Origin of the sequence: Streptomyces sp. Isolate_45 (genome assembly GCF_024721315.2) — a bacterium.
Classification (GTDB): Bacteria; Actinomycetota; Actinomycetes; order Streptomycetales; family Streptomycetaceae; genus Streptomyces.
The window spans coordinates 1-26,992 of the sequence record NZ_JANFAK020000053.1 but is presented as its reverse complement, the minus strand read 5'-3'; the positions used below and the strand labels follow the sequence as shown (position 1 = coordinate 26,992).

Genomic DNA, 26,992 nt, shown 5'->3' with positions numbered 1-26,992 from the left:
CCTTCACGCATGCGCGGAGAACCACGTGTCGAACCATTCGCCCGCCGCCGGGCGCGATCTGCTGTACCTCGTCGTCGCCGGAGTCGCCTGGGGCACCGCCGGGGCCGCCGCCTCCCTCCTCTTCCTGGCCAGTGACCTCGGCCCGCTCGCCCTGTCCTTCTGGCGGTGCGCGGGCGGGCTCGTCGTGCTGCTGGGGGTCCTCGCCGTACGACGCCCCCGGGCCGTACCCGGCTCCGGAGCCGTACGACGCCCTGGATTCGGTCGTCGCCCCGGAGCCGTCCGCGGCCGGGCCGGGACGCGCCGTCCGTCCGTCGCCTCGCTCATCGGGACCGGCCTGATGTTCACCGTGTTCCAGGCCGCGTACTTCGGCGCGGTGCGGGAGACCGGCCTGGCCGTCGGCACCGTCGTGACCCTGGGGGCGGGGCCCGTGTTGATCGCCGTAGGCGGCCGGTACTGGATGGGCGAGCGGCTGGGCCGGGGCGGGGCGGCCGCCGTCGGCGGTGCCCTCGCCGGGCTGGCCGTGCTCGTCCTGGGCTCCGGCGGCGGGGAGGTGCGGCCGATCGGGGTGTTCTGGGCGCTGCTCTCGGCCGCCGGGTACGCGGCGATGACGCTGCGGGCACGCCTGCTCGGGCGGCGCGGCGCGGGCGGCGACCCGCTCGTCACCACCGCCTGGTCGGTCGGGGTGGGCACGGTGTGCCTGCTGCCGCTCGCGGCGGTGGAGGGGCTGGTGCCGCACACCGCCGACACGGTGCGGGTGCTGTGGCTGCTGGTGTACGTCGCCACCGTGCCGACGGCGTTGGCGTACGCGCTGTACTTCACCGGGGCCGCGTCCGTGCGCGCCGCGACCGTGTCGGTGATCATGCTGATCGAGCCGGTGAGCGCCGCGGCCATCGCGGTCGGGCTGCTCGGGGAGCGACTGACCGGGGCCGTGGTGCTCGGCACCGTACTGCTCCTCGCCGCCGTCGGCGCGCTGATCGGCGCCGAGGTGCGCAGGCCCGCGGACGAGCCGGTGGAGGTCCGGCCCGCCCCCGAGGCTCAGAGCGCTGCGATGTAGTCCGGCGTGGTGATGCCCGGGGCCAGATCGGCGGCCGGGACCGGCCTCCCGTACGCCGGGGCGACCGGGACCACGCCCGACCAGAACGGCAGGTCCAGGTCCTCGGCGTCGTCGTTCGGCCCGCCGGTGCGCAGCTTCGCCGAGACCTCCTCCAGGTCCAGTCGGATCACGGCCGTGGCGGCGAGTTCCCGGGCGTTCGCGGGCCGGGAGTCGGCGGAGCGGCCGGGTACGACGTGGTCGACCAAGGCGTCCAGCGCCGTCCGGCACTCCGCCTCGTCGGTGACCTGCCGCGCGACGCCGTGCGCGACCACCGAGCGGTAGTTGAGGGAGTGGTGGAAGGCCGAGCGGGCCAGCACCAGGCCGTCGACGTGGGTCACGGTGAGGCAGACGGGCAGCCCCGGGTCGGTGCGGCCCGCGGCGAGCAGCGGGCGGGAGCCGGTGGAGCCGTGGACGTAGAGGGTGTCGCCGACCCGTCCGAAGAGGGTCGGGAGGACCACCGGCGCGCCGTCCCGGACGAAGCCGAGGTGGCAGACGTAGGCCTGGTCGAGTATCGAGTACACGGTCTCCCGGTCGTAGCGCGCCCGGTCGCGGGAGCGGCTGGGGACGGTGCGGTCGGTGGGCTCGTAGGCGGCGGGCGTGGTGGTCATGGTGCGAACTCCGTTGTACTAGTGCATAATGTTGTTTGTGCTAGGAGAGTATCGGATCAGTGGGCGTCGCGCATCGGAAATCGCGGCCAGTGTCGAAGCGGGCGTCGGGTCGGGCGCCCTGGAGCCGGGAGCGTTGTTGCCGGCGATGCGGGAACTGGCCGGTGAGTTGGGGGTGAACCCCAACACGGTGGCCGCCGCGTACCGGACGCTGCGCGAACGCGGAGTCATCGAAACGGACGGCCGGCGTGGCAGCCGGGTGCGGCACCGGCCCGCGACCGCCCCCCGGAGCTCGCTGCGGATGTCGGTGCCCGAGGGAGTGCGCGACGTCGCCCAGGGCAACCCGGACCTGTCCCTGCTGCCCGCCTTGGACGGGCCGCTCGCGGCTGCCGCCCGTAGGTACGCGCAGGCCCCGACCCTGTACGGGCAGGACCCCGTGGTCCCCGAGCTCGCCCGCCTCGCTCGGGCCGGGTTCGCGGCGGACGGCGTTCCGGCCGGGGCCATGGCCGTGACCTCGGGCGCGCTGGACGGGATCGAGCGGGTGCTGGTCGCCCACCTGCGGCCCGGCGACGCGGTCGCGGTCGAGGATCCGGGCTGGGGGAGCGTGCTCGACCTCGCCCCCGCGCTGGGACTGAGGGTGCTCCCGGTCGCCGTCGACGACGACGGCCCGCTGCCGGACGCGGTGGCCCGGGCGCTGGCCGAAGGGGCCAGGGCCCTGGTGGTGACGGCCCGCGCGCAGAACCCGACGGGCGCGGTGGTCGGCGCGGAGCGGGCGTCGGCCTTGCGGGAGCTGCTGGCGGCCCACCCCGACGTGCTGGTCATCGACGACGACCACGGCCACGGGATCGTGGACGTCCCCCTGTGCGCGCTGAGCGGCGCCACCCGGCACTGGGCGCTGATCCGTTCGACGGCGAAGGCGTACGGCCCGGACCTGAGGCTGGCCGTCCTGACCGGAGACGCGGTGACCATGGACCGGGTCCGCGGCCGGCAGGGGCTGGGCCCGGGGTGGGTGAGCCGGTTGCTCCAGTACGCAGTGGTGGAACTGTGGAGCACCGGCGCCGTCGATCCGGCGGCGGTGGCCCGCTCCTACGGGGTCAGGCGGGACGCGCTGGTCGCGGCGCTGGCGGAGCGGGGGGTACCGGCGCACGGGCGGAGCGGGATGAACGTGTGGGTGCCGGTGTCCGACGAGACGGCCGTGGTGACGCGGCTGCTGACGGCGGGTTGGGCGGTGACGGCGGGAGCCCGGTTCCGGGTGCACTCGGGACCCGCGGTGCGGATCACCGTCTCCGGGCTCGCGCCCGCGGAAGTGCCCGCGCTGGCGGACGCGGTGGCCTCGGCGGTGCGTCCCGTACTCGGCGGACGCCGGGACTGAAGGGGGGCTACGGGCGGGGGGTCCTCGGGCGGGCCTGGGTGAGGGCGGCTCCGGCCAGGACCACGGCAGCGCCGACCGGGGTGTTCCAGTGGAGCTGCTCGCCGAGGACGAGGACGCCCGCCGTGGTCGCGATCACCGGGATGAAGTAGGTGACCATCTGGGCGGTGGTCGGCCCGACCTCCGTCACCAGCTGGTACTGCATCTGCAGGGCCATGCCCGTGCCCAGGGCGCCCAGGGCGATCACCGACAGGGTCGGCCACAGCGGGAACGAGACGGGCACCGAGGTGAACGCCGCGCTGACGGCGGCCAGTTGGACGGTCGAGACCAACAGCTGGGCCCCGGTGAGCGCCACCGGGGAGCCGGGCGCGGAGGCCAGCGTCCGGCGTACGTAGATCCAGCCGATCGGGTAGCAGAGCGCGGCCAGCAGGGCGAGCGCGGTGCCCTTGGCGTCGACCCCGGCGAAGCCCTGCCAGGCGCCGAGCACGGTCAGGACGCCGAGGAAGCCCAGCCCCAGCCCGGCGAAACGGCGTCGCGTCGGACGGTCCTCGGAGAGGGCGACCAGGGACAGGGCCATGCCCCACAGCGGGGAGGTGGCGTTGCAGATCCCGGCCAGGCTCGACGGGATGCTGAGCTCCGCGTAGGCGAAGAGGGAGAACGGGACGGAGTTCAGCAGCAGCGCCGCCACCGTGAGGTGGGCCCAGGTGCGCGCCGTGCGGGGCAGCGGCTCGCGGCGCACCAGCAGTACGGCGAGCAGGGCCAGCGCTCCGAAGAGGACCCGGCCCAGGGCGACTTGGAAGGGAGCGTACGCCTCGGTGCCCACCTTGATCAGGAGGAAGCTGAAGCCCCAGACCACCGAGAGGACCGCGAAGCGCAGCCGCCAGTCCAGCCGCGAGCCGGCGGTGCGGTCCTTGGTGGGAGGGGTCGCTACCGGCGCCGGGACCGGGCCGGTGGGGGAGGGTTGCGGGGTGGGGCGGGAGGGGGCGGGTGCGCTCATGAGGCTCACTCTGCTGTGCGCGATGTCGTAGGACAAGCGAGATTTCATGCGGCTTACGGCGTAGCATCCCTTACATGTTGAACCTGGAGCGCCTGCGCACCCTCGACGCCCTCGCCCGCCACGGTTCGGTCAGCGGGGCCGCGGGCGGTCTCCACGTGACCACCTCCGCCGTCTCCCAGCAGATGGCCAAACTGGAGCGGGAGGTCGGGCAGCCCCTGCTGACCAAGAACGGGCGCGGGGTCCGGCTCACGGACGCGGGGCGACTGCTCGCGGACCACGCGGCCCGGATCATCTCCCAGGTCGAGCTGGCCCAGGCCGATGTGGAGGCCCAACGGGGTTGCGCCGTAGGGGAGTTGCGGGTCGGGGCCTTCCCGACGGCCATGCGCGGGCTGCTGCCCCACGCCCTGACCTCCCTGCGCGAGGGCCATCCCGAACTAAGGGTCCTCGTACGGGAACGGGAACCCGAGGACAGCATGGCCGCCGTCGTGCGCGGGGACCTCGACATGGCCCTGGCCATCGACTGGCACAACAAGCGGATGCCGGTGCCGGGCGAGCTGACCCGCACCCATCTGCTCGACGACGGCGTCGACATCGCGGTCCCGGCCGGGCACCCGCTGGCCGACCGCACCGGCATCTCCCTCGCCGACTTCGCCGACGACGACTGGATCTCCTGGAACGAGGGGCAGTTCTGTCACGAGTGGCTGGTCTTCACGCTGCGTGGCACCGGCATCGAGCCGCGCATCCGGCACATCGCCGAGGAGCACCACACCCAGCTGGCCTTCGTGGAAGCCGGGTTGGGCGTGTGCGTGACGCCCCGGCTGGGTCGGGGACCCGTACCGGCCGGCGTCAGGCTGCTGCCCGTCTGCGACACCGTACGTCGACACGTGTACGCCGTCTGGCGGGCCGACGCGGGTCGCAGGCCCTCCATCCGGGCCGCCGTCGAGGCGCTGCACGAGGCGGCGGCGCGGGTGCGGGAGGCGCCGGGAGGTTCCGGGGGGTCGGCGGCGGTGGAGGCCCGGCCGTGAGGGGGCCGGCGACCGGTAGCCGGTCGGGGCCCCGGCATCCCCCCGGCCGGGCTCGCGCTCGGGGGGCTCCGTGCCGCGCCGTCAGATCTTGCGGAAGTCCCAGGACACCACCGACTCGGGGGTGAGTCGGATCCAGGCGTGCCGGCCGTCGTGCGGCATCTCCTCGATCCCGAAGTTCTTCACCGGGAAGAGCCGCTCCGCCTCGGCCAGTTCCGGGCAGGGCTCCCCCGTCCGGGGCGCCTCGCCGACGAAGGTGACGCTGCCGGACAGTTCCACCCCACGCAGTTCGTCGTACGCCTCCCCGGAGTCGACGACCACCGAGATCCTGGGATCCGCGCGCAGGTCGGACCAGCGCCGGCTGCGCGTGATCGAGTACAGCCACAGGGACTTGCCGTCCCACACGAACCACAGGGCGCCCACGTGCGGACGCCCGTCGGGGGAGACCGTGGCCACCCGACAGGTCCGCTGTTCGCGCAGGAAGACGTCCACCTCCGCGTCGGTCATCATGATGCGGCGTCCCCGCCGCTGGGTGCCGTCCATCCGCCCACGTCCCTTCACATCTGACTATGTGTCAGGAATCATGGGGGCTCTTTCGTCGCCGCACCAGGGGGAGCCATGCCGGACCTCGATCCCGCCACCACCGCGCTGCTCACCGTCGAATGCCAGAACGGCGTCGTCGGCGAGGAGAGCGCCCTGCCCGAGCTGGCCAAGGAGGCAAGGGACTCCGGGATGCTGGCCCGGGTGGCCGCGCTGGCCGACGCCGCGCGCGCGGCCGGCGTACAGGTGGTGCACGCGGTCGCCGAACGGCGGCCGGACGGACGCGGGGCCAACGCCAACGCCCGACTGTTCCGCGCCGCCGGGAAACTCCCGGTGCGCCAGCTGAGCGGGACCGGTGCGGTGGAGATCGCGGCGCCGATCGTCGTGGCGGAACAGGACCTTGTGGTGCGCCGGCTCCACGGGCTCTCCCCGATGGCGGGCACCGACCTCGACGCGCTGCTGCGCAACCTCGGCGTCCGCACCCTCGTCGTCACCGGGGTCTCCTCGAACATCGCGATCCCGAACACCGTCTTCGACGCCGTGAACCTCGGCTACCAGGTGGTCGTACCGGCCGACGCCATCGCGGGCGTACCCGCCTCCTGCACCGCGGAGGTGATCCGCAACTCGCTCGTCCTCGTCGCGTCCGTCGTCACCACTGACGACCTGCTGCGACAGTGGGTCGCCGCCGCGCGCTGACCGCGCCCCGGAAGCCGCACCGGGCCCGGCGCGGGGCCGTCCTCCGGCCCGTCCGTCGACAGTGGTTCGTCATGGCTGATCAGCTCGACGATCCTTGCGTCGCGCACGGACTCCGGGCAGTGCGCGATCGACAGGAACGTACGCCCCTCGATCAGCGCGGCGAGCGGGTCACCAACGCCTGCCGCAGCCGCGCGTCCGCCGCGTCCGGACGGCGCAGCGGCCTGGCTGCTGACGGGCCACGGCGGTGGCGGAGCGCGCCGGCTCCGGTCCCGGCCCGGCGGTCGTCCGGGTCGTGGCGGCTCAGGGGCAGGGCATGCTCATGTAGAGGGCGTGCTCGCCCTCCGATTCGGTTCCCTGGTAGAGGGTCGTGTCCAGTCCGCAGAAGGCGAAGCCGAGGCGCCGGTACGCGTGGATGGCCGGGGCGTTGATGTTGGTCACTTCCAACCAGACGTGCCCGGACCCCCGTTCGCGCGCGAAGTCCACCGCCTGCCCCATCAACGCCCGGCCGAGCCCCCGGCCCCGATGGCGCGGGGCGACCTCGATGTCCTCGATGGTCAGCCGCCGGTTCCACGGGGAGTGGGAGACGGCGACGAAGCCGGCGAGCCCGCCGTCGGCGGCGACGGCCACGAACGTCCGGCTGTCCCCCTCGGCGGCGTCCTCCCCGTTTTTGCCGTCCGCCGAGCCGTCACTGCCGTCGTCCCGCGGGAACACCTTGACCAGTGGCGGATCCACCGGCACCTCGCGAAGGGCGAAACCCTCGCCGGTCACGGCCACGGAGAAGACGGTGGCGGTGGTGAAGGAGCCGTCGATGCCGTCGATGGCCCCGGTGTCCTCGGGCCCGGCGATCCGGAACTCGTACGTCGTGTCACTGGTCGTGGTCATGCCCCGAGGCTATGACCGCTCTGCCCGATGGAGAGCTGATTTCAGTCGAATCGCTTCCGGGGGTCGTCGTGGGCGCAGCACTCGGGTCGCCCGTTCGCCATTGGTCCGCCATGCCCTTGCCGAAGCTTCTCGTCGCCAGCCCGAACAGCACTCCACCGAGAACGAACCAGGGGTTCCACACGGTGAGCGTCCAGAACCTCTGGGCGGCGCTGATCCCACCGACGGCGGGGACGCCGGCGATCAGCAGCACCTCGACGAGGAGGCCCCGGACCAGCAGCAGCAAGCAGATGGCCAGTCCCAGCAGTTGGAGCACGCGCCACGTGCGCCCGCGCACACCGCGCTTTCGCAGGCCCAGCGCCACCAGGGCGCCGATCAGACACAGGAAGCCGACACCCCAGAGCCCTCCGGCCACGAACCAGGCCGGCCGTTCGGACGCGAGCCGCTCACCGGACGAGACGTCCAGCCCGACCTCACCGCCCAGGGCCCAGAAGAAGTGCAGAGCGGCGAAGGCCACCGCCCATCCGGCAGCAAGGCATCCGTGCCAACGCGATCCGCCGAAGCGCAAACCCCCCGCACCCCCCTCGTGTTGAGACCGTCCCCCATCGCCCTCGGGCGCTGCCCGAGTTTCCCGGTCCGCGAGAGCCGGGTGCCGGCATGTTAGTCCTCATTTCGGATTTCTGTGCCACGAGTTGACGGTGCGCGGATCGATCCGGGTCGGGCGGACCGGTCCGCCGATCGGCCGTCAAGGAATCCGGACACCGAACTCCACCCGGACGTGGGTTGGTTGACGTCGGCGGATAGCCTCGACCCATCGGCAGGAGGTCATTCGATGTCAGTTGTGTGGAGTGAGGCCGTCATACCCGGGCTCGCGTTGTTGCTGTTCCTGTGCTGCGGGACGGAAATGGTCATGCGCCGCTTCTTCAAGGGGCGCACCATCCTCTTCGGGCGCAGCAGTGCGCGACGGCCTTTGACCGGCCACGCTTTCGACGAGTTCAACCTGATCTTCAACGGCAACAAGCTGGTCGAGATCCAGCAGCAGCAGTTGCAGGAAGTGCTCCGCGACGACGAGTGCGACGGCGCCCCGCCGCGGACGCGCATCGACCTGGACAAGGGCACCGCAAGCGTCGTCCTGCCGGGCGAGGGCGACCTCTCTCCCCGCCCCCGGCCTGCCGGCCGCGGGTGACCGGTGTTCCCGGACCCGGAGCCGGACCCGCCCCCGGTCCTCGGCGGACCGGCGCGCGTGCCGGTGGCCCGTTCCGGCAGGCTGTGCGACGGTTCCGGCGAAAACCTTGGATCGTGAATCCCCGTCGCCGGATAGCCTGGGAAAATGCTCACAGAAGTGATCGCGACCCGCTACGTCACGCCCCTGCGTGAGGGCGGCTCGCTCCCGGGAATCGTCGAGGCCGACGACCTCGGTACCTACGTCATGAAATTCACCGGCGCCGGCCAGGGTCGCAAGACCCTGGTGGCCGAGGTCATCTGCGGACGCCTCGCCCAGCGGCTGGGTCTGCGCGTCCCCCGCCTGGTGCAGATGCAGTTGGACCCCGTCATCGGGCTCGGCGAGCCGGACCAGGAGGTCCAGGAGCTGCTCAAGGCCAGCGGCGGCCTGAACCTCGGCATGGACTACCTGCCCGGCTCGATCGGCTTCGACCCGCTCGCCTACCGGGCGGATCCCGTCGAGGCGGGGCGCGTGGTCTGGTTCGACGCGCTGATCAACAACGTCGACCGGTCATGGCGCAACCCCAACCTGCTGGTCTGGCACGGGGACCTGTGGCTCATCGATCACGGCGCCACCATGATCTGGCAGCACAACTGGCCCACCGCCCGGGCCGCGGCGGCCAAGCCCTACAACGCCTCCGACCACGTCCTGGCCTCCGTCGGCCCGGACATCGCCGCTGCCGCCGCCGAACTCGCCCCGCGGGTGACCGAGGAACTGCTCACCGAGGTCGCCGCCGACGTCCCGGACGAGTGGCTGGTCGACGAGCCGGGCTTCGACTCCGCGGCCGCGGTCCGGCGGGCCTATGTGGAGGCGTTGCTGCCGCGCGCGGCCACGATCCACGAGAGGATCTTGTTGGAGGCCGAGGTGAAGGCTCCGGCGGGTCCGCCCGGCTGGCTCACCGACCACCTCCCCGAATGGCCCCACAAGATCAACAAGAAGACGAGCGACGACGAGTGACCGAGCGGGACGTGTTCGAGTACGCGCTGGTGCGCGTGGTGCCCAGGATGGAGCGCGGCGAGTGTTTCAACGCCGGCGTCATCGTTTACTGCCGGGCGCGCTCGTACGTGGCCGCGCGCATCCACCTCGACGAGGCGAAGCTCCTCGTCCTCGACCCGGAGGCCGACGTTGCCGGCATCCGGGCGGCCCTGTACGGGGTCGAGGGGATCTGCGCGGGCGGGGAACGGGCGGGGCAGGCGGCGGACGGCGACGCGGGTCGGCGGTTCCGCTGGCTCATCGCCCCCCGCAGTACGGTCGTCCAGCCCGGGCCGGTGCACACCGGCCTGACGGCCGACCCGGAGGCGGAGGTGGAACGCCTCCTGGACCTGCTGGTCCGCTGACCGGCCCGCCCGGAGCCCGCCCCGGAGCCCGATCCGGACCCGCCCGGGACCGTCCGGGGAAACCGTCCCGGGGTCCGGGTGGGGAGCCACTCGCGGGTGGCCCGCGGGGCGCGTCGCGAGGGCCCCCGTTGACACCGGGTGCCATGGCTCCTAGCGTCTCCTCAGCTGAAGCTACTAAGCGGTTGCTCACCTCCGGGCGGCCGTTTCTCGACGGCGAGGAGATCCAGCATGTCCACCACCGAGCAGCGCGTGGCGATCGTGACCGGGGCGGCCCGTGGCATCGGCGCGGCCACCGCCCTGCGCCTTGCCGCCGAGGGCCGCGCGGTCGCCGTACTCGACCTGGACGAGGCGGCCTGCAAGGACACCGTGGAGGCGATCACGGCGGCCGGCGGCAAGGCCCTCGCGGTCGGCTGCGACGTGTCCGACAGCGCCCAGGTGGAGGCGGCGGTCGAGCGCGTCGCGAGCACCCTCGGCGCCCCGACCGTCCTGGTCAACAACGCGGGCGTGCTCCGCGACAACCTGCTCTTCAAGATGAGCGACACCGACTGGGACACGGTCATGAACGTGCACCTGCGCGGTGCGTTCCTGATGGCGCGGGCCTGTCAGAAGTACATGGTGGAGGCCAAGTTCGGCCGCATCGTGAACCTCTCCAGCAGCTCCGCCCTCGGCAACCGGGGCCAGGCCAACTACGCGGCGGCCAAGGCGGGCCTGCAGGGGTTCACGAAGACCCTCGCCTTCGAACTCGGCAAGTTCGGCGTGACCGCCAACGCCGTCGCCCCGGGCTTCATCGTGACCGAGATGACCGCCCAGACGGCCGCCCGGATCGGCATGGGCTTCGAGGAGTTCCAGACCGCCGCCGCCACCCAGATCCCGGTGCAGCGCGTCGGCCGTCCGGACGACATCGCCAACGCCATCGCCTTCTTCACCGGCGAGGCCGCGGGCTTCGTCTCCGGGCAGGTCCTGTACGTGGCCGGCGGCCCCCTCAACTGACCGGCTCACGAGAGACAGGGCGTACGTCATGACCTACAACGGCATCGACAGCGGCAAGGCCGCGCTGGTCACCGGCGCGAGCCGGGGCATCGGATACGGGATCGCCGAGGCGCTGGTGGCCCGCGGCGACCGGGTCTGCATCACGGGACGCAACGAGGACGCGCTCAAGGAGGCCGTCGAGCGGCTCGGCGCGGACCGCGTGATCGGCGTGGCGGGCAAGGCGCACGACGAGGCCCACCAGGCCGTCGCCGTGGAGCGCGCCATGGAGGCCTTCGGCCGCTGCGACTTCCTGATCAACAACGCCGGCACCAATCCGGTCTTCGGGCCGATCGCGGACCTGGACCTCGGCGTCGCGCGCAAGGTGTTCGAAACCAACGTGATCTCCGCCCTCGGCTTCGCCCAGCGCACCTGGCACGCCTGGCAGAAGGACAACGGCGGCGCGATCGTGAACATCGCCTCCATCGCCGCAGTGTCCGCCTCGCCCTTCATCGGGGCCTACGGGATGAGCAAGGCCGCCATGGTCAACCTCACCCTGCAGCTCGCGCACGAGATGGCCCCGCAGGTCAGGGTGAACTCGATCGCCCCCGCCGTCGTGAAGACGAAGTTCGCGCAGGCGCTCTACGAGGGTCGGGAGCAGGAGGCCGCGGCCGCCTATCCGCTCGGCCGGCTCGGGGTGCCGGAGGACATCGGAGGGGCCGCCGCATTCCTCACATCTGCACAAGCGGAATGGATCACAGGACAAACTCTCGTCGTTGACGGGGGAATCTTCCTCAATGCCGGAGTCGGCTGACCGGTATGCGGACGCATTTGCCTCCCCCGAGGAGGCAAATGCGTACCGAATGTGCATGAAATCGGTCAAGTGCCTCACGAAACCTACCCCTTGGATTTGTGATGCACTGCGGTAGGGTCTGCCGCATCCCTGGCTGATCGAGGAGCGTGCACGTGTTCAACCGGACCAGATGCCTGCGGATCACTGCGGCCCTTGCGTCCATATCCCTGCTCGCCGGGTGCGGTCTGTTCTCGGACGAGGGTGGTGACGGCGCCAAGAGGATCGTCGTCGGCACGACGAGTGCGCCGAGCCACCTCGACCCCGCCGCGGCCTGGGACGGTTCCTGGGAGCTGTACCGGAACATCTACCAGACCCTTCTGGCGTTCCCCACGGGCAGCACCAGGCCCCAGCCGGACGCCGCCCAGAACTGCGAGTTCACCGACTCGGCGAACCAGTCCTATCGCTGCACCCTGCGCAAGGGCCTGAAGTTCTCCAACGGCGAGACGCTCGACGCCAAGGCCGTCAAGCACTCCCTCGACCGCATTCGGAAGATCAACCACAAGTTCGGTCCCAGCGGGCTCTTCAACAGCCTCGACAAGATCGAGACCCCGGACGCCCTCACCGTCGTCTTCCACCTGAAGGCCTCCGACGCGACCTTCCCGTACGTGCTCGGCTCGCCCGCCGCCTCGCTCGTCGCGCCGGGGGAGTACCCCGCCGACAAGGTGCGGGACGACGGCAAGGTCACCGGCTCCGGCCCCTACGTCCTCGACTCGTACAAAGAGGGCGGCGAGGCGGTCCTCGGCCGCAACGAGACCTACGCGGGCTTCGCCGACCGCCGCAACGACGGCGTGACGATCCGCTACTTCTCCGACTCCAAGAAGATGGTCGCCGCGCTCAAGGGCAAGGAGATCGACGCGACCTACCGAGGCCTGTCCGCCACGGAGATCAAGGACCTCCAGACCCCCGAGTCCCACAACGCGGGCGTCCAGGTCGTCGAGAACGTCGGCGCCGAGATCCGCTACCTGGTCTTCAACCCCCAGGACCCGCAGGTCAACAAGCTGCCGGTGCGCCAGGCCATCGCCCAGATCCTCGACCGCGGCGCGATCGTCTCCAAGGTCTACCAGGGCACGGCCGAACCGCTGTACTCGATGGTCCCCAAGGGCGTCGTCGGCCACAAGACGCCGTTCTACGACCTGTACGGCCAGCCCGACGTCGCCAAGGCCAAGAAGATCCTCAAGGACGGCGGGATCACCCAGCCGGTCGACCTGACGTTCTGGTACACCACGGACCGCTACGGCGCCTCGACCGCGGACGAGTTCACCGAGATCAAGCGCCAGCTGGACGAGACCAACCTCTTCAGGGTCACCCTGCGCGGCAAGCCCTGGAAGGAGTTCCAGGAGGGCTACAAGAACCGCGAGTACCCGGTCTTCGGCCGCGGTTGGTTCCCCGACTTCCCGGACCCGGACAACTTCATCGCGCCGTTCGTCGGCAAGGACAACGCGGTCGGCACCCCGTACGAGCCGGCCGACGTCCTCAACGAGGTCCTGCCCAAGTCCCGCCGCGAGGGCGACCGCTCGGCCGGCGTCAAGGAGTTCGAGCGCGCCCAGCAGATCTTCGCCCAGGACGTCCGCCTGCTGCCCCTGTGGCAGGGCAAGCTGTACGTAGGAGCCCGCGAGGACATCGCCGGCGCCGAGCGGGCCCTCGACCCGCAGACCGCCATGCAGATGTGGGAGCTGTACCGCAAGACCAGCTGGTAGCGGACGGGCGGGCATCCGGGTCGCGGTGATGTCAGTGGCCCCCGGTAGGTTCTTGAGCAGTTGCACGAACTTGTACCGGAGGTTGTCGACGTGACCCAGATGCTGCCCGAGTCCTGGCTCCCCGCTCTCGGCGGGGAGCTGGAGCAGCCCTACTTCAAGGAACTCACCGAGTTCGTCGAGAAGGAACGGGCGAACGGGCCGGTCTACCCGCCCCGCGAGCAGGTCTTCGCGGCCCTGGATGCCACGCCGTTCGACAAGGTGAAGGTCCTGGTCCTCGGCCAGGACCCCTACCACGGCGCCGGCCAGGGCCACGGCCTGTGCTTCTCCGTGCAGCCCGGGGTCAGGACCCCGCCCTCGCTGCGCAACATCTACAAGGAGATGAAGGAGGAGCTCGGCCTCCCCGTCCCCGACAACGGGTACCTGATGCCGTGGGCCGAGCAGGGCGTCCTGCTCCTCAACGCCGTTCTCACGGTCCGCGAGGCCGAGCCCAACTCGCACAAGGGCAAGGGCTGGGAGAAGTTCACCGACGCCGTGATCCGCGCGGTGTCCGAGCGCCCCGACCCGGTCGTCTTCGTCCTCTGGGGCGCCTACGCCCAGAAGAAGATCCCGCTCATCGACGAGGAGCGGCACGTCATCGTCAAGGGCGCCCACCCCTCGCCGCTGTCCGCCAAGAAGTTCTTCGGTTCCCGGCCCTTCACGCAGATCAACGAGGCCGTCGCCGCCCAGGGACATGAGCCGATCGACTGGCGCATCCCCGACCTGGGCTGACGCCACCCCGCGCCTCGGCGTCAGAGGGGGTGCCTCCGGTTAGCTTCTTGTGATCAGGCCGTACCAGGTCTGCGGAGCAAGCCGGAGGCCGCGTTGACGGAGCAGCAGGAGGCGTCGGAGGACGCCGTCATGACGAGGATCGGCCAAGCGGTCATCCTGCTGCACGCCGGCGACCGCGAGGAGGCCCGCAACCGGCTCGGGGAGATCTGGTCCGAGATCGGCGAGGACGGCGACTCCCTCCACCGGTGCACCCTGGCGCACTACATGGCCGACGCCCAGGACGACCCCGCCGACGAACTGGCCTGGGACCTGCGCGCCCTGACCGTCGCCGACGGACTCACCGCCGACGGATCCGCGACCGACGGACCTACGACCGACGGGCTCGCGGGCCGGGAGGGCGACGCGCTTCCCGCCCGGCGCCCCGGGGACGGGCCGCGGCGACGCGAGCCGCAGCGGGCGGTACGCGTCTTCTACCCCTCGCTGCACCTGAGCCTGGCGGTCGACTACGTCAAGCTCCGGCGCCCCGATGCGGCCCGGGTGCACCTGGCACGGGCCCGCGCCGCCACCGGGGCCCTGTCCGACGACGGGTACGGCAACGGGGTGCGGGCCGCCATCGCCCGGCTGGAGCGCCGCCTGGCCGCGGAGCCGGGCACGCCCCACCGGCCGTTCCCCGAACAGTCCCCGTAGGGCCCGTCGTCGCGCCGCTCGCCGGGGCCCTCGTACGTCGTCCGTACCCGCCGCCACCGTCCGTGCGGCGGTGCCGTGGCCGGCCGTCGTGGTCAGCCGCCGTGGACGCCCGCGCAGATGCGGGCCTCGGGGCTGTCCGGGTGCCAGCGCCCGTGCCGGCGGCCCAGCGCGCACACGTCGGCCGGCCGGACCGGCAGCTCCCGCACCAGCTCGCGCGGAACCCGCGCGCCGGGCCGCACCGGGTGCGGGCGGGCCTCGGTGGGCTCCTCGGCGTGCCGCACGGGCTTCGGCGGCTCCGGGATGTCGGGGACGGGCGGCACCACCTCCCGGCGCGCGGTCGGCGCCGCCGCGGACCCGCTGTGCGCCGTCGTCGCCCGGTGGGGGGCGGCCGGTTCGGAAGGGTGCGCGGCGCTCCGCCCCGGCACCGTCCGCAGCGCCTCCAGGGCGGGCGCCTGGACGACCACCGGCAGGGTTCCCGGCCCGCCGCGCGGCCCGTGCCGCGGCGGCAGTCCGGTCGAGGGCGCCGAATCCGGGCGCATCGGCGCCGGCGTCACATTCACACAACCGGAGACGGCCGAGACGGCACAGGCCACTCCCAGCAGCAGTTTCGTAGAGGTTCGGGTTGGATGCACCCGCGCAACTCTGCTGTGCCAGGACCCCGTTGCGAAAACCCTGGACGCATAATGCCCCCGCACGGGTGACGGCCGGCCGGACCGGGCCCGACCCCCGCCCCGACCCCGACCCCGCCCCGACCACGGACCGCCGCGCCGGCGATTAAGCTCGGGCCTCCCACAAGGAACACACCTGGAGGCTGCCGGTGAAGGTCGGCGTCATCGGACTCGGAGACATCGCCCAGAAGGCGTACCTGCCGGTCCTCACCACCCGCCCCGGTATCGAGCTGCACCTGCAGACCCGGACTCCCGCCACGCTGGAGCGGATCGGCGCACTCCACCGCGTCCCCGCCGAGCGGCGGCACACCACGCTCGACTCCCTGCTCGCCCAGGGCCTCGACGCCGCCTTCGTGCACGCCCCGACCGCCGCCCACCCGGAGATCGTCGCACGGCTGCTGGAGGCCGGCGTGCCGACGTACGTGGACAAGCCGCTGGCCTACGAGTTCGACGCGTCACGGCACCTGGTGGAACTGGCCGAGGAACGAGGGGTCACCCTCTTCGTCGGCTTCAACCGCCGCTACGCGCCCGGCTACGCGCAGTGCGCCGACCACCCGCGCGAGCTGATCGTCCTCCAGAAGAACCGGGTCGGACTCCCCGAGGACCCGCGCACCCTGGTCCTCGACGACTTCATCCACGTCGTCGACACGCTGCGCTTCCTGCTACCGGGCGAGGCCGACCACATCGACGTCCGGGCCGTGGTCCGCGACGGGCTGATGCACCAGGTCGTCCTCCAGATGTCGGGCGACGGGTTCACCGCCCTCGGCATCATGAACCGGCTCTCCGGATCCACCGAGGAGGTCCTGGAGGTGTCCGGACAGGACTCCAAGCGCCAGGTCGTCAACCTCGCCGAGATCATCGACCACAAGGGCCAGCCCACGGTCCGGCGGCGCGGCGACTGGGTGTCCGTGGCCCGCCAGCGCGGGATCGAGCAGGTCGTCGACACCTTCCTGGAGGCGGTGGAGACCGGCCGGACGCTGAGCGCACGGGACGCCCTGCTCACCCACGAGCTGTGCGAGCGGGTGGTCCTGACGGCTCTGGAGCAGGCCTCCCGGACCTGACCGCCCGGGCCGTACGCGCCGCGCAGTACACCAGCAGCACGACCAGGGCGGCCCCGGTGGGCCAGTTCCCGAAGCGGGCGTAGACGGTCGTGCCGCCGGCGAGCGGCACCTCGTACACCGCCGCCGCCCCGGCCGTCGACGCGGGCAGGGCCGGGCCGATCCGGCGGCCCGACGGGCCGTGGACCACGCTGACCCCGGTCAGGGTCGCGTGCACCACCGGGCGGCCGGTCTCGGCCGCCCGCAGGGCCGCGAGCGAGGCGTGCTGGGCCGGCGCCCAGCTCTCCTGGAACGTCGAGGTCGCCGATTGAGCCACGATCAGCGCCGCCCCCTCGCGGGCCAGGTGCCGACTCATGTCGGGGAAGGCCGACTCGAAGCACACCAGCGGCCCGACGCGCAGCCCTCCGGGCAGGTCCATGACCACCGGTGCGGCGCCGCGCATCCGGTCCTCACCCGCCGCCTTACCGACCGAGGTGGCCCAACCCAGCACCGACCGGGCCGGCACGTACTCGCCGAAGGGGACCAGCCGCATCTTGTCGTAGCGCTCCCCGGTGGGCCCCTCGGGCCCGATCAGCAGCGAGCTCTTGTAGATCCCCGGCCGGTCCGACCGGCGGGCGTCCACGTTGACCAGCAGCGGCGCCCCGGTCCGCGCGGCCAGCTCCGCCAGCCGGCGCGACAGGTCGGGCCGGGCCGCGAGGTCCGCGCCCACACTGCTCTCCCCCCAAACCACCAGGTCCGGGCGGGCGCCGACGAGGCCCAGCGTCAGCCGCTCCTCCGCGTCGAACCGCCGCTCCGCGCCGTCCGCCCCGCCCACCGGACCCGGCTGCACGACCGCGACCCGCAGGACGCCCGTCAGCTCCGGGCGCGGCAGCCACAGCCACACGGCCCCCGTCAGCACCGCGCAGCCCGCCACCCCGGCGACCGCGGGGGCCCGCGCCCCCGGAACCGCGATCAACAGCACCAGCGCGCAGTTGACGGCCACCACCAACAGGCTCACCAGCCACACGCCGCCCACCGAGGCCAGCAGCAGCGCCGGCGGCACCTGCCACTGGCTGGCCCCCAGCAGCCCCCACGGCCCGCCCAGCCCCTGCCAGGACCGGACCAGCTCCGACAGCAGCCAGCCCGCCGGTACGACGACCAACGCGGCCGCCGCCCGACCCCGCGCGGGCGCCCCGCCGAGCAGCTCCCGCACCAGCAGGGCCCAGGGGATCCAGAGCACGCCGAGCAGCGCGGCCAACGGGATCAGGAACACGTGCAGGCTCGGCAGCAGCCAGTGGTGCACCGCCACGATGAACCCCGCGCCCCCCAGCCAGCCCTCCAGCGCGGCCCGCCGCCCGGTGGGGGCCGACCGCAGCAGCAGCATCCAGGGCACGAGGGCGACGTACGCGAACCACCACAGCGCCGGGGCCGGGAAGGCGAGACAGGGCAGCGCGCCGGCGGCCACCGCGGCCGCCGCGCGCCCCCACCGGGTCCGCTTCGTGAGCATCAGGCGCCTCCGCTTCCAGTGTGGGACGGCATCGGGCGGGGCGCGGCTCAGGCCGACACGTGGCGCCACTTCTCGTGCACGGTGACCCCGGTCAGCCGCCAGCCGTCCCGGGTACGGGCCAGAGTGAAGGTGTAGCGGCCCGCGGCGACGAAGTTGGGGGCGGTCACGGTGCCGTCGAAGTCCGCGCCCGCGAGCCGCATCGGATTGAGGAAGTCCGCCCGGACCCGCGCCACGTCCCCCGGGCCCCCGCCCTCGTCCTCCAGCCGCACCAGCCGGTTCACGATGAGGTGCTGGCGCACCGGGAACAGCTTCATCGTCTCGGCGAGCCAGTCCGCGACCTCCGCGGCCGGGCCCGCCACCCCGCCCGCCGCGCTGTAGTCGGCCCGGCCGCCGGGCGCGAACAGGGCCCGGTAGGCCTCCCAGTCGCCGTCGTCTACGGCGACCGCGTACCCCGAGACCACCTCGTCGATGGCCAACCGGTCCATTACCGTCGCGAGGTCCACACGCTGCGTCATCGGGTCAGTCTGGGGCTGTCCGCCCCCGACGCCAAGGGGCGTGCGCCGACCGGGTCATCCACGGACGATCAGTGACCGGAAAGAACCTCCCGCTGGCGGACCACGACGAGGAAGGCGTCGCTGTCGAGATCCATCACGACCTCCGCCGCGACGCCCTCGCGCTTGCGCTGCGCCGCGTACTCCTCGGCCGGCCAGCTTCCCCTCGGACTTCCCGCCGGAAAACGCTCCAATACCACGCGTCGCATGGGACACCCCCCTCTGCCTGCCGGGTCCCTCCCGGCACACATCTCTACGGGGACAACGACGCGGAGGCCACCCGGGAACGTTCCCGAGCGGCCTCCGATTCACGCGAAGTGGTGAGCGTACGGCCCGCTAGGAGCCCGACTCGCCCGCGTGCGGGCTGAGGACGTCCGTGCCGATCAGCACGAACAGCACGATGCCCAGCACGATCCGGTAGATCACGAACGGCATGAAGCTCTTGGTGGAGATGAACTTCATGAACCACGCGATGACGGCGTACCCGACGAAGAAGGCGATCACCGTCGCGAAGACGGTCGGACCCCAGGAGATGTGGGTCGGGTTCTCCATCACGTCCTTGATCTCGAACGCTCCCGAGGCCAGCACGGCCGGGATCGCGAGGAGGAAGGAGTAGCGGGCGGCCGCCTCACGGGTGAAGCCCAGCAGCAGACCGCCGGAGATCGTCGCACCCGAACGGGAGACGCCGGGGATCAGCGCCATCGCCTGGCAGAGACCGAAGATCAGACCGTCCTTGACGCCCAGCTCCTTCAGCGTCTTGCGCTGGACGACGACCCGGTGCCGGCCACCCTCCTCGTCGCGCGAGGCCTGCCAGTCGGCGAAGCCGAGGACGAGACCCATCAGGATCAAGGTGGTGGCCGTCAGCCGCAGGTCGCGGGCCGGACCGGTGATCTGGTCCTTGAAGAGCAGGCCGAGGATGCCGATCGGCAGCGAGCCGACGATCACCAGCCAGCCCATCTTGGCGTCCTGCTCGGAACGCAGCGCCTTCGTGTACAGGGAACGGAACCAGGTGGAGACGATCCGCGCGATGTCCTTGCGGAAATAGATCAGGACGGCGGCCTCGGTGCCGATCTGGGTGATGGCCGTGAAGGCCGCACCGGGGTCGTGCCAGCCGGCGAACGCCGCGGTCAGGCGCAGGTGGGCACTGGAGGAGATCGGGAGGAACTCCGTAAGCCCCTGGACGAGACCGAGGATTAGGGATTCGAACCAGCTCATGTCGGGGTGCGCTCGTCCTTGTGATCGTCGGGCAGTTCGGGTCCGATGCTAGGGCCCGTGGGAGGCGGCCGTGACCACAGGGGGGTGTTGGGGCGCCGGCTCGAACGCGGCGCCCGGCGCCAGGCGGTGCCGCTTGCGCCACGCGACGACCGCGGCGATCACCGCGGACACCGCGATGAACCCGAACGAGACGAGGAACGCGGGTGATCCGGGCGAGGAGGCACTGGCCCCCGCGATCACGTAGGCGGCGGTGTTCGGGACCGTACCGAGCGCCGTCGCGCACAGGAACGGCAGCCAGCCGCACCGCGACACCGCCGCGATGTAGTTGGCCGCGGCGAACGGCACCCCGGGGAAGATCCGCACCGCGAGCATCGACCGGAAGCCGTGCCGGCTCAACTGCGCGTCGGCCGCCTTCAACCAGCGGCCGCGAAGGTACGGGCGCAACGCCTCCTGCCCCATCGCCCGGCCCAGACCGAAGGCGATGCCTGCCCCCACAACCGTCCCCGCGACGGCCGCGACCAGCCCGAACTGGGTCCCGAAGACAGCCCCCGCCGCCAGGTTCAGCAACGGCCGAGGCACGAACGCCGCCGTGCACACCCCGTACGCTCCCGCGAACGCCAGCACCGCCGCACCCACCGGCAGCTCCGGCGGCCAACCCTGCGACAGCAGTCGCTGCGGCTCGTACAGCACCACGCACACCCCGGCCGCCAGCAGCAGCACGACGAGCAGCGACAGCCGGGTCCACGGCGCGAGGAGGAGGGACATTCCGGGAGACTAACCGACCAGTGCGACGCACCGCCGTAATCTGGGCCTCATGCGGCCGAACACCCGGCGACCCCCGGCGATCCCACCCAGCGCACTCGCCGACGTCCTCGTGGAACGGCTCACCACCGCGTACGCCGCGGCCGCCGATCCGGCGCAGGCCGGACCCATGACCGCGTACATGAAGGACGTCGCCCCCTTCCTCGGCATCCGCACCCCGCGGCGCCGCGCCCTCTCCCGGACAGTGACGAAGGACACCCCGCGCCCCTCCGAGGCGGACTGCGCGGCCCTCGCGCTGCGCTGCTGGTCGCTCGCGGAACGTGAGTACCACTACTTCGCCGTCGACTACCTCCGCCGGTACGTGCCGCGGTGCACCTCCGGCTTCCTGCCGGTGGTCCGCCACCTGATCGTCACCACCTCCTGGTGGGACACCGTCGACCTGCTCGCCGCCCACACCGTCGGACCGCTCGTGGCGGCCGACCCGCGGCTGGGCGCCGTCATGGACGAATGGGTCGAAGGCGACGACCTCTGGCTCGCCCGCGCCGGACTGCTGCACCAACTCACCTACAAGTCCGCCACCGACGCGGGCCGGCTCTTCGCCCACTGCCGTCGCCTGGCCGGCCACCCCGACTTCTTCATCCGCAAGGCCGTCGGCTGGGCCCTGCGCGAGTACGCCAAGACGGACCCGGCCGCAGTGCGCGCCTTCGTCACCGCCGAACGGGACCGCCTCGCACCGCTGTCGGTGCGCGAGGCGCTCAAGTCCCTCCAGTGCGCCTGACGGCGGCGGAATGCGTTCGCCCCGCGTCAGGGCGGCGCAGGGGACCCTCCACGCCGCGCCACGGGGGGAGGGTCGGGGCATCGCGGCGCGCTGTCCAGAGTGTCAAAGTTCGACCCACGCGTTTGTACACATACGGACAGTGATGGCGCGGGGTGGTCGGGCCGTAGCCTTGGTTCCACCCAAGGCCCTTGGAAATCAGGGGCGTTGAAGTCGTGCTGCCCGCGCCCGGAACGCTTCCGAGCCCTCGCTGCCACAGTCCGCGCAACATGGCCGGCGACAAACGACTTCGCACGGCGCCCCCGCCACGCCGCCGTCACCCACGTCACGCAACGGGGCGCGACAAGAGGCGTGGGGCAAGAGGGACCGACGCCAGGACCGGAGAGGAACCCGCACCGTGACCACTACTCCCGAAGCGGACGCCACGAGCGAACAGCCGCACATCGAGGTTCGATGGGGCGGACTGCGCATCACCGTCCAGCGAATCCCCGGATGGCTGGTCGGGCTCATCACCACCGCCGCCGGGGCGGCCGGAGCGTGGTGGTCGCAGCAGCCGTAGAGCCCGTGCGGGACGTCCCGCCGGGCGCGGGCCCCGGCTTCGTGATCCGCGAGGGCGGCCGCACGGTCGGCGCCGGGACGGTGACCGAGGTTGGACAGCACCCCGGATGTGGTGACGGCGGCCCCGCTGCGTCAGACTGCCGTCACCACACGGGCGGGACACCACAGGCAGGACGGGGACGGGCCATGGGCGGCGACACGGCGCTGGTACTGGGCGGCGGAGGACTCACCGGCATCGGCTGGGAGACCGGGATCCTGTACGGGCTCGCCCGCGAGGGCGTCGACCTGACCGGCGCCGACCTCGTCGTCGGCACCTCCGCCGGCTCGGTGGTGGGCGCCCAGCTCACCTCCGGCCTGCTCACCCCGCGGGAGCTGTACGAACGCCAGCTCGGCGACGCCGTGGCCAGGTTCGGCCCCGGGCTGCTCGCCCGGTACGCCGTCGCGATGGCCCGCTCGCGGGACGCCGCGCAGTACCGCAGACGGATCGGCGCCATGGCCCTCGCCGCCGACACCGGCCCGGAGGCCGTGCGCCGCGAGGTGCTGAAGGCCCGCCTCGTCTCGCACGAATGGCCCGAGCGGCGCCTCGTCGTGACCGCCGTGGACGCGCTGAGCGGCGAGCTGACGGCCTTCGACCGCGCCGGCGACGCCGGCCTCGTCGACGCGGTCACGGCCAGCTGCGCCGTGCCCGGGGTGTGGCCCCCGGTGACGGTCGCGGGCCGCCGCTTCATCGACGGCGGGGTCCGCTCCGCGACCAACGCGGACGTCGCCACCGGCTGCCGACGAGTGGTGATCATCGCGCCGATGGCGCTCGGCGCCGGGAAGATCCCCTCGCCCGCCGCCCAGGCGGAGCGACTGCGGTCGGCCGGCGCGCGGGTCCTGCTGATCACGCCCTCCGCGCAGTCCCGCAAGGCCTTCGGACGCAACGTCCTGGACCCGGCACGCCGCGACCCCGCCGCCCGCGCGGGGCTGGCGCAGGCCCCCGCGCACGTCGCCGCGGCGAAGGCGGTCTGGAGCGACTGACCGGCGCCCGACAATGGTGGGGTGAGCGACGAACAGATCCCGGTGATCCGGGACGTGGGCCAGGGCACCGCCAAACTGATGCCGGACGTGGACCGGGACCGGGCCTGGCTGCTGACGGTCGACGGGGCGCCGCAGTCCTACGTCGACCTCGACGACCCCGAGCACCTGGAGTTCGAGTACGTACGCCGCCTCGCGCACGTGCTGGACTGCGCGGCCGAGCCCGGCGCCGCCCTGGACGTGCTGCACCTGGGCGGTGGCGCGCTGACCCTGCCGCGCTACGCCGCCGCGGTCCGCCCCGGGTCCCGGCAGACGGTGGTGGAGTTCGACGCCGCCCTGGTGGATCTGGTCGCGGAGCACCTGCCGCTGGGCGCGGGGGCGAAGGTGACGGTGCACGCCGCCGACGCGCGGGTCTGGCTGGCGGCCGCTCCGGCGGCGAGCGCGGACGTGCTGGTCGCCGACGTGTTCGGGGGCTCGCGGGTGCCGGCCCAGCTGACCTCGGTGGAGTACGCGAGGGAGGCGGCCCGGGTCCTGAGGCCCGGCGGTCTGTACGCCGCCAACCTGGCGGACGGGGCGCCGTTCGGGTTCCTGAAGGCGCAACTGGCCAACTTCGCGGCCGCCTTCGGGGAGCTGGCGCTGATCGCGGAGCCGGCGGTGCTGCGCGGGAGGCGCTTCGGCAACGCGGTGCTGCTGGCCTCCGACTCCCCGCTGCCGGTGGCCGCCCTGGCCCGGCGGTGCGCCGGCGACGCGTTCCCGGCCCGGGTGGAGTCCGGCACGGGGCTGGCCCGCCTCATGCGGGGCGCGCGGACCGTGCCGGACGCGGAGGCGGTGGCCTCGCCGGAGCCGCCGCAGGGCGCCTTCAGCCTGGGGTGAGCCCGGCGCCGGCCCCGGCACCGGGCCCGCCTCACACCGCGGCGGGGCTGGTGCTTTCCGTCGTGGTCGGCAGCCGCGGGGACTTCGCCGGAGGGGGCTTGCGGGTCATGTTCCGTACGTCCGGGACGAAGAGCACCGCGGCCGTGCCGACCACCACCAGCGCGGCGCACCCCCACAGCGACGGGGCGCGGCCGAAGGCCGACTCGGCGGGGCCGGCCAGGGCGGTGGCGAGCGGCAGCATCGACACCGAGCCGAACCAGTCGTAGGCGGAGACCCGGGAGAACTTCTCCTCCGGGATCTCCTGGTGCATCGTGGTCATCCAGTTGACGCCGAACACCTCGATGGCGGCGCCACTGACGAACATCACCGCGCACAGCGCCCACACGGGCAAGGGCACCGCGAGGCCCGCCGACGGCAACGCCAACGGGAAGACGCACAGCGTGCCGACCAGCAGCAGCCTGCGGGGCTTCCACACCATCATCAGCACGGCGCCGGCGATGGTCCCCACCCCGAAGAAGGCCAGGGCCACGCCCCACGGCGCGGGCCCGCCCAACTCGTCGCGGGCGACGAGAGGTCCGTACACCGCCTCCGCGGCGCCGACGACGGCGACGACCACGGAGAACTGGAGCACGATGCTCCACAGCCAGGGCCGGGTCCTGACCTCCACCCAGCCCTCGCGCAGGTCGGCCAGCAGGCCGCCGCCGGGGGCCCGGTCCGCGACGTGGCCGACGTCCAGGAACGCCCGGAGGGCGCCCGCGAGGGCGAAGGCCAGGGCGTCGACGGCCAGTACCCAGCCCGGTCCGATGGCGGCGATCATCGCTCCGCCGAGGGCGGCGCCGCCGATGCCGGCGCCGTTCATGGCCATCCGGAAGAGCGCGAAGGCGCGGTTGGCGTGTTCGCCCGAGACGCTGGAGAGCAGCATGCCCTCGGCGGCCGGGTTGAAGAAGGCCGTTCCGGTGCCGCACAGCGCGGTGAGCAGCATCATCTGCCACAGCTGGGGGTCCCCGACGAGGACGAGAAGGGCGAATGCGCCCTGTGACACGCAGTTGAGCGCGTTGGCGGCGACCATCACGCGGTGCCGGGGCAGTCGGTCGGCGAGCGCGCCGCCGATGAGCAGGAAGAGGACGAGGGGCAGCGTGCGGGCGGCCGCGACGAGGCCGACGTCCCCGCCGGAACCACCCGACTCCATGACGGCGAAGGCGGCCGCGATGAGCGCCCCGTGGCTACCGAGGTTCGTGATGACCGCGGCACCCGTCAGCAGGGTGTAGTTGCGGCCGGCCCACGCGGGCCGACGGGGCGCGCGGGCGGGGGAGGGAAGATCAGGGGGTGGACTCACCCGTGGACTCTCCCCGCTCCGGGCCGGGAATCCAACCGAATTATCGGAAAGCGGATGTCCGGCCCGGAGGCGGGGCGGGGGTCAGCTCGGCGGCGCGGCCTCGGTGAGCCGGACCGTGCTGAGGATCTTCTCGTACGTCGCCTGGTCGACCTCGCCCGGGACGCCGGCGGCGCCGTAGAGGACCCAGGTGGAGAAGTCACCGTTGGTGGTCTTGAAGCTGAACGCGATGCTCTTGCCGTCGGAGTCGCACTTGTTCTCCTTCGGCACGCCGGTCACCGTCGCCGAGGTGACGTGGCCCTTGAGCCCGGAAGTGGAGGTGTACTCCTTCGGCTCGGTGAACTTGACGATCTCCTTGGGCTGCTTCTGGGCGTAGCCGCCGTACACCCAGGTGCCGGCCTCGCTGCGCGAGGCGGAGGCGGTGTCCTTGGCGCCCTGACCGCCCTTGGTGCCGGTGCCGGCGAGGGAGGTGGTCTCCTCACTGCCGTTCTTGTCGGAGTCGACCTTGCACCAGTCCTCCTTGAGGAAGGCCGGCGCGGTCATCATGACGAAGGGGGCGCCGTCGGTCTTGGTCGCGTCCTCGAAGCCGATGGACGTGCCCGAGCCGAGCACGTTCCACTCCGGCGGGACGTCGAAGGCGGTGCCGTACTTCGGGTTGACGACCACCTTCCAGCCGGCGATCAGCGGCTTGAGGTCCCCACCGGAGCGCGGGTTCCCGCTCGGGGCGGGCGGCGCCGCCGGGGAACTGGCCGGAGCGGAGGGGGAGGCGGCCGGCTTGTCGTTCGCCTCGGTCTTCTTGTCGTCGTCCCGGGTCAGGACGAAGGCCCCGGTGGCGGCCGCGGTCACGATGACCGCCGAGGCCGCGACGATGGCCACGGTCCGCGTGGCGAAGGGGCTGCCGCCGCCGGGGGCGGGGGCCGACGGCTGCTGGGGCGGGCCCCAGGGCTGGACCGGCGGAGGCGTCTGGTAGCCCGCCTGCGGGTATCCGTAGCCGGGCTGCTGCTCGCCGAACCCCGGCTGCGGTTGATGCTGGTACGGGTTCGGCTGCTGCCCGGGCTGCTGCTGGTACGGGTTCTGTTGCGGGTCCTGGGGGCTCTGCTCGCCCCCGGGCTGCTGCTGCTGTCCTGGCCACATGGCCGGTAACGATAGTGGGCGTGGCCTCCGGGAGCCACGGCCGCCCCCGGGACAGGTATGGCCAAGGCCTTCTACTCGTGGGTAACATCGCGTGCCATGAGCGCAGAACAGATGAACGTGGGCGAACTGCTCGCCCGGACGGTGCCGATGGCCCGCACCCTGAACCTCGAGTTCCTGGAGACCACCCCCGAGCGCGCGGTCGTCCGCCTGCCGGACCAGCCCGACTTCCACAACCACGTCGGCGGCCCGCACGCCGGCGCGATGTTCACCCTCGCCGAGTCCGCCAGCGGCGCCATCGTCCTGGCCGCCTTCGGTGACCAGCTCTCGCGTGCGGTGCCCCTCGCCGTCAAGGCCGAGATCGGTTACAAGAAGCTCGCCAAGGGTGTCGTCACCGCCACCGCCACCCTCGGCCGCCCCGCCGCCGACGTCGTCGCCGAACTCGACGCGGGCGGCCGCCCCGAGTTCCCCGTCACCGTCGCCATCCGGCGCGAGGACGAGGCCGTGACGGGCGAGATGACGATCCTGTGGACCCTGCGGCCGATCGCCGCCGGCTGACGGGCGGCACACGCACCGGGCCGCCGCAGGGCTGAACCCGGGGCGCCGCGGGGCGCGTCCGGCCGGGCCCGGGGGGTTCGGCGCGCACAGTGGACGCGGGAGCGGTCCGGCGCGGGCCGCTCCCGCCCACCGATGCCGAGGCCGGCGCCCGGGCGCCGCCGCAGGGAGCGCCCATGAGCGAGGCCGTGTCCAGACGTTCCGCGATCCGGCTGCTCGGCGCGGTGGGCGCCGCCGGTTCCGCCCTGGGAGCGGCGGGCTGCGTGGCCGGCGTGCCGC

General features: G+C 72.7%; 31 protein-coding genes. 18 read left to right on the top strand and 13 right to left on the bottom strand.

What is annotated here, in order from left to right; all coding sequences use genetic code 11:
• Positions 1 to 25 precede the first annotated feature (25 nt).
• On the top strand, positions 26 to 1,054 hold the full coding sequence (locus NOD94_RS18940; protein WP_281207158.1) for a DMT family transporter: 1,029 nt from the start codon (positions 26 to 28) through the stop codon (positions 1,052 to 1,054).
• On the opposite strand, the gene NOD94_RS18935 is transcribed toward NOD94_RS18940, so the two are convergent.
• Positions 1,036 to 1,701 carry a pyridoxamine 5'-phosphate oxidase family protein gene (locus NOD94_RS18935; protein ID WP_281207157.1) on the bottom strand — a complete coding sequence of 222 codons (666 nt, stop codon included), beginning with the start codon at positions 1,699 to 1,701 and terminating at the stop codon, positions 1,036 to 1,038. The two genes, NOD94_RS18940 and NOD94_RS18935, sit on opposite strands and share 19 nt — an antisense overlap.
• Positions 1,702 to 1,738: 37 nt before the next feature.
• Between NOD94_RS18935 and NOD94_RS18930 the strand changes: the two genes are divergently transcribed.
• Complete coding sequence (locus tag NOD94_RS18930) at positions 1,739 to 3,070, top strand: aminotransferase class I/II-fold pyridoxal phosphate-dependent enzyme (protein WP_281207156.1); 1,332 nt, start codon at positions 1,739 to 1,741, stop codon at positions 3,068 to 3,070.
• 7 nt (positions 3,071 to 3,077) lie between these two features.
• Here NOD94_RS18930 and NOD94_RS18925 read toward each other — a convergent pair whose 3' ends face one another.
• Entirely contained in the window at positions 3,078 to 4,100 is a 1,023-nt protein-coding gene (locus NOD94_RS18925) for a DMT family transporter (protein WP_281207180.1), read from the bottom strand.
• 38 nt (positions 4,101 to 4,138) lie between these two features.
• Here NOD94_RS18925 and NOD94_RS18920 point away from each other — a divergent pair, with 38 nt between their 5' ends.
• Positions 4,139 to 5,089 carry a LysR family transcriptional regulator gene (locus tag NOD94_RS18920; protein WP_281207155.1) on the top strand — a complete coding sequence of 317 codons (951 nt, stop codon included), beginning with the start codon at positions 4,139 to 4,141 and terminating at the stop codon, positions 5,087 to 5,089.
• Positions 5,090 to 5,170: 81 nt separating this feature from the next.
• Here NOD94_RS18920 and NOD94_RS18915 read toward each other — a convergent pair whose 3' ends face one another.
• Positions 5,171 to 5,629 carry a pyridoxamine 5'-phosphate oxidase family protein gene (locus NOD94_RS18915; RefSeq protein ID WP_281207154.1) on the bottom strand — a complete coding sequence of 153 codons (459 nt, stop codon included), beginning with the start codon at positions 5,627 to 5,629 and terminating at the stop codon, positions 5,171 to 5,173.
• 75 nt (positions 5,630 to 5,704) lie between these two features.
• Here NOD94_RS18915 and NOD94_RS18910 point away from each other — a divergent pair, with 75 nt between their 5' ends.
• Positions 5,705 to 6,322: an isochorismatase family protein gene (locus tag NOD94_RS18910; protein WP_281207153.1), complete on the top strand. Its 618-nt coding sequence runs from the start codon at positions 5,705 to 5,707 to the stop codon at positions 6,320 to 6,322.
• 300 nt (positions 6,323 to 6,622) lie between these two features.
• Here the strand turns inward: NOD94_RS18910 and NOD94_RS18905 are convergent, their stop codons facing one another.
• Positions 6,623 to 7,204: a GNAT family N-acetyltransferase gene (locus NOD94_RS18905; protein WP_281207152.1), complete on the bottom strand. Its 582-nt coding sequence runs from the start codon at positions 7,202 to 7,204 to the stop codon at positions 6,623 to 6,625.
• Positions 7,188 to 7,718: a DUF3995 domain-containing protein gene (locus NOD94_RS18900; protein WP_281207151.1), complete on the bottom strand. Its 531-nt coding sequence runs from the start codon at positions 7,716 to 7,718 to the stop codon at positions 7,188 to 7,190. The genes NOD94_RS18905 and NOD94_RS18900 overlap by 17 nt, the downstream gene beginning before the upstream one ends.
• Before the next feature lie 315 nt (positions 7,719 to 8,033).
• Between NOD94_RS18900 and NOD94_RS18895 the strand changes: the two genes are divergently transcribed.
• The 8 genes from NOD94_RS18895 to NOD94_RS18860 all read left to right on the top strand — a co-directional run bounded on the left by NOD94_RS18895 (position 8,034) and on the right by NOD94_RS18860 (position 14,731).
• On the top strand, positions 8,034 to 8,387 hold the full coding sequence (locus NOD94_RS18895; RefSeq protein WP_281207150.1) for a DUF6191 domain-containing protein: 354 nt from the start codon (positions 8,034 to 8,036) through the stop codon (positions 8,385 to 8,387).
• 144 nt (positions 8,388 to 8,531) lie between these two features.
• Positions 8,532 to 9,380 carry a HipA family kinase gene (locus NOD94_RS18890; protein WP_281207149.1) on the top strand — a complete coding sequence of 283 codons (849 nt, stop codon included), beginning with the start codon at positions 8,532 to 8,534 and terminating at the stop codon, positions 9,378 to 9,380.
• Entirely contained in the window at positions 9,377 to 9,760 is a 384-nt protein-coding gene (locus NOD94_RS18885) for a DUF3037 domain-containing protein (protein ID WP_281207148.1), read from the top strand. The genes NOD94_RS18890 and NOD94_RS18885 overlap by 4 nt, the downstream gene beginning before the upstream one ends.
• 228 nt (positions 9,761 to 9,988) lie before the next feature.
• Positions 9,989 to 10,750, top strand: a complete 762-nt coding sequence (gene fabG, locus NOD94_RS18880; RefSeq protein ID WP_281207147.1) for a 3-oxoacyl-ACP reductase FabG — start codon at positions 9,989 to 9,991, stop codon at positions 10,748 to 10,750.
• Between the two features lie 28 nt (positions 10,751 to 10,778).
• Positions 10,779 to 11,540, top strand: coding sequence for an SDR family oxidoreductase (locus NOD94_RS18875; RefSeq protein ID WP_281207146.1), 762 nt, complete (start codon positions 10,779 to 10,781; stop codon positions 11,538 to 11,540).
• 152 nt (positions 11,541 to 11,692) lie between these two features.
• The gene (locus NOD94_RS18870; protein WP_281207145.1) at positions 11,693 to 13,276 is read left to right on the top strand and encodes an ABC transporter substrate-binding protein; all 1,584 of its coding nucleotides are present in this window, start codon (positions 11,693 to 11,695) and stop codon (positions 13,274 to 13,276) included.
• 99 nt (positions 13,277 to 13,375) lie between these two features.
• Positions 13,376 to 14,044: a uracil-DNA glycosylase gene (locus NOD94_RS18865; protein WP_281207179.1), complete on the top strand. Its 669-nt coding sequence runs from the start codon at positions 13,376 to 13,378 to the stop codon at positions 14,042 to 14,044.
• 93 nt (positions 14,045 to 14,137) lie between these two features.
• Positions 14,138 to 14,731 carry a hypothetical protein gene (locus tag NOD94_RS18860; protein WP_281207144.1) on the top strand — a complete coding sequence of 198 codons (594 nt, stop codon included), beginning with the start codon at positions 14,138 to 14,140 and terminating at the stop codon, positions 14,729 to 14,731.
• A 92-nt stretch (positions 14,732 to 14,823) separates the two neighbouring features.
• Here the strand turns inward: NOD94_RS18860 and NOD94_RS18855 are convergent, their stop codons facing one another.
• Positions 14,824 to 15,270: a hypothetical protein gene (locus tag NOD94_RS18855; RefSeq protein ID WP_281207143.1), complete on the bottom strand. Its 447-nt coding sequence runs from the start codon at positions 15,268 to 15,270 to the stop codon at positions 14,824 to 14,826.
• A 278-nt stretch (positions 15,271 to 15,548) separates the two neighbouring features.
• On the opposite strand from NOD94_RS18855, the gene NOD94_RS18850 reads away from it, so the two are divergent.
• Positions 15,549 to 16,460 carry a Gfo/Idh/MocA family oxidoreductase gene (locus tag NOD94_RS18850; RefSeq protein ID WP_281207142.1) on the top strand — a complete coding sequence of 304 codons (912 nt, stop codon included), beginning with the start codon at positions 15,549 to 15,551 and terminating at the stop codon, positions 16,458 to 16,460.
• Here the strand turns inward: NOD94_RS18850 and lnt are convergent.
• From lnt to NOD94_RS18825, 5 genes are all read right to left on the bottom strand, one after another.
• On the bottom strand, positions 16,399 to 17,943 hold the full coding sequence (gene lnt, locus NOD94_RS18845) for an apolipoprotein N-acyltransferase (RefSeq protein WP_281207141.1): 1,545 nt from the start codon (positions 17,941 to 17,943) through the stop codon (positions 16,399 to 16,401). The genes NOD94_RS18850 and lnt overlap by 62 nt on opposite strands.
• Positions 17,944 to 17,990: 47 nt before the next feature.
• Positions 17,991 to 18,458, bottom strand: coding sequence for a nuclear transport factor 2 family protein (locus NOD94_RS18840; protein WP_281207140.1), 468 nt, complete (start codon positions 18,456 to 18,458; stop codon positions 17,991 to 17,993).
• Between the two features lie 68 nt (positions 18,459 to 18,526).
• Entirely contained in the window at positions 18,527 to 18,703 is a 177-nt protein-coding gene (locus NOD94_RS18835) for a hypothetical protein (protein ID WP_281207139.1), read from the bottom strand.
• A 127-nt stretch (positions 18,704 to 18,830) separates the two neighbouring features.
• Positions 18,831 to 19,709, bottom strand: coding sequence for an undecaprenyl-diphosphate phosphatase (locus NOD94_RS18830; RefSeq protein WP_281207138.1), 879 nt, complete (start codon positions 19,707 to 19,709; stop codon positions 18,831 to 18,833).
• Between the two features lie 48 nt (positions 19,710 to 19,757).
• The gene (locus NOD94_RS18825) at positions 19,758 to 20,474 is read right to left on the bottom strand and encodes a TVP38/TMEM64 family protein (RefSeq protein WP_281207137.1); all 717 of its coding nucleotides are present in this window, start codon (positions 20,472 to 20,474) and stop codon (positions 19,758 to 19,760) included.
• A gap of 49 nt (positions 20,475 to 20,523) precedes the next feature.
• Between NOD94_RS18825 and NOD94_RS18820 the strand changes: the two genes are divergently transcribed.
• From NOD94_RS18820 to NOD94_RS18805, 4 genes are all read left to right on the top strand, one after another.
• Positions 20,524 to 21,249, top strand: coding sequence for a DNA alkylation repair protein (locus tag NOD94_RS18820; RefSeq protein WP_281207136.1), 726 nt, complete (start codon positions 20,524 to 20,526; stop codon positions 21,247 to 21,249).
• A 394-nt stretch (positions 21,250 to 21,643) separates the two neighbouring features.
• Positions 21,644 to 21,805 (top strand): hypothetical protein, encoded by a 162-nt coding sequence (locus tag NOD94_RS18815; RefSeq protein WP_281207135.1) that lies wholly within the window; start codon positions 21,644 to 21,646, stop codon positions 21,803 to 21,805.
• Positions 21,806 to 21,990: 185 nt separating this feature from the next.
• Positions 21,991 to 22,824, top strand: coding sequence for a patatin-like phospholipase family protein (locus NOD94_RS18810; protein WP_281207178.1), 834 nt, complete (start codon positions 21,991 to 21,993; stop codon positions 22,822 to 22,824).
• Positions 22,825 to 22,902: 78 nt separating this feature from the next.
• A complete protein-coding gene (locus tag NOD94_RS18805; RefSeq protein ID WP_281207177.1) occupies positions 22,903 to 23,694 on the top strand; it encodes a fused MFS/spermidine synthase in 792 nt (263 codons plus the stop codon).
• Between the two features lie 31 nt (positions 23,695 to 23,725).
• On the opposite strand, the gene NOD94_RS18800 is transcribed toward NOD94_RS18805, so the two are convergent.
• Positions 23,726 to 25,030: an MFS transporter gene (locus tag NOD94_RS18800; RefSeq protein WP_281207134.1), complete on the bottom strand. Its 1,305-nt coding sequence runs from the start codon at positions 25,028 to 25,030 to the stop codon at positions 23,726 to 23,728.
• A gap of 81 nt (positions 25,031 to 25,111) precedes the next feature.
• Entirely contained in the window at positions 25,112 to 26,161 is a 1,050-nt protein-coding gene (locus tag NOD94_RS18795) for a hypothetical protein (RefSeq protein WP_281207133.1), read from the bottom strand.
• 96 nt (positions 26,162 to 26,257) lie between these two features.
• Between NOD94_RS18795 and NOD94_RS18790 the strand changes: the two genes are divergently transcribed.
• Positions 26,258 to 26,716, top strand: coding sequence for a DUF4442 domain-containing protein (locus tag NOD94_RS18790; RefSeq protein WP_281207132.1), 459 nt, complete (start codon positions 26,258 to 26,260; stop codon positions 26,714 to 26,716).
• The last annotated feature ends 276 nt before the right edge of the window (positions 26,717 to 26,992 follow it).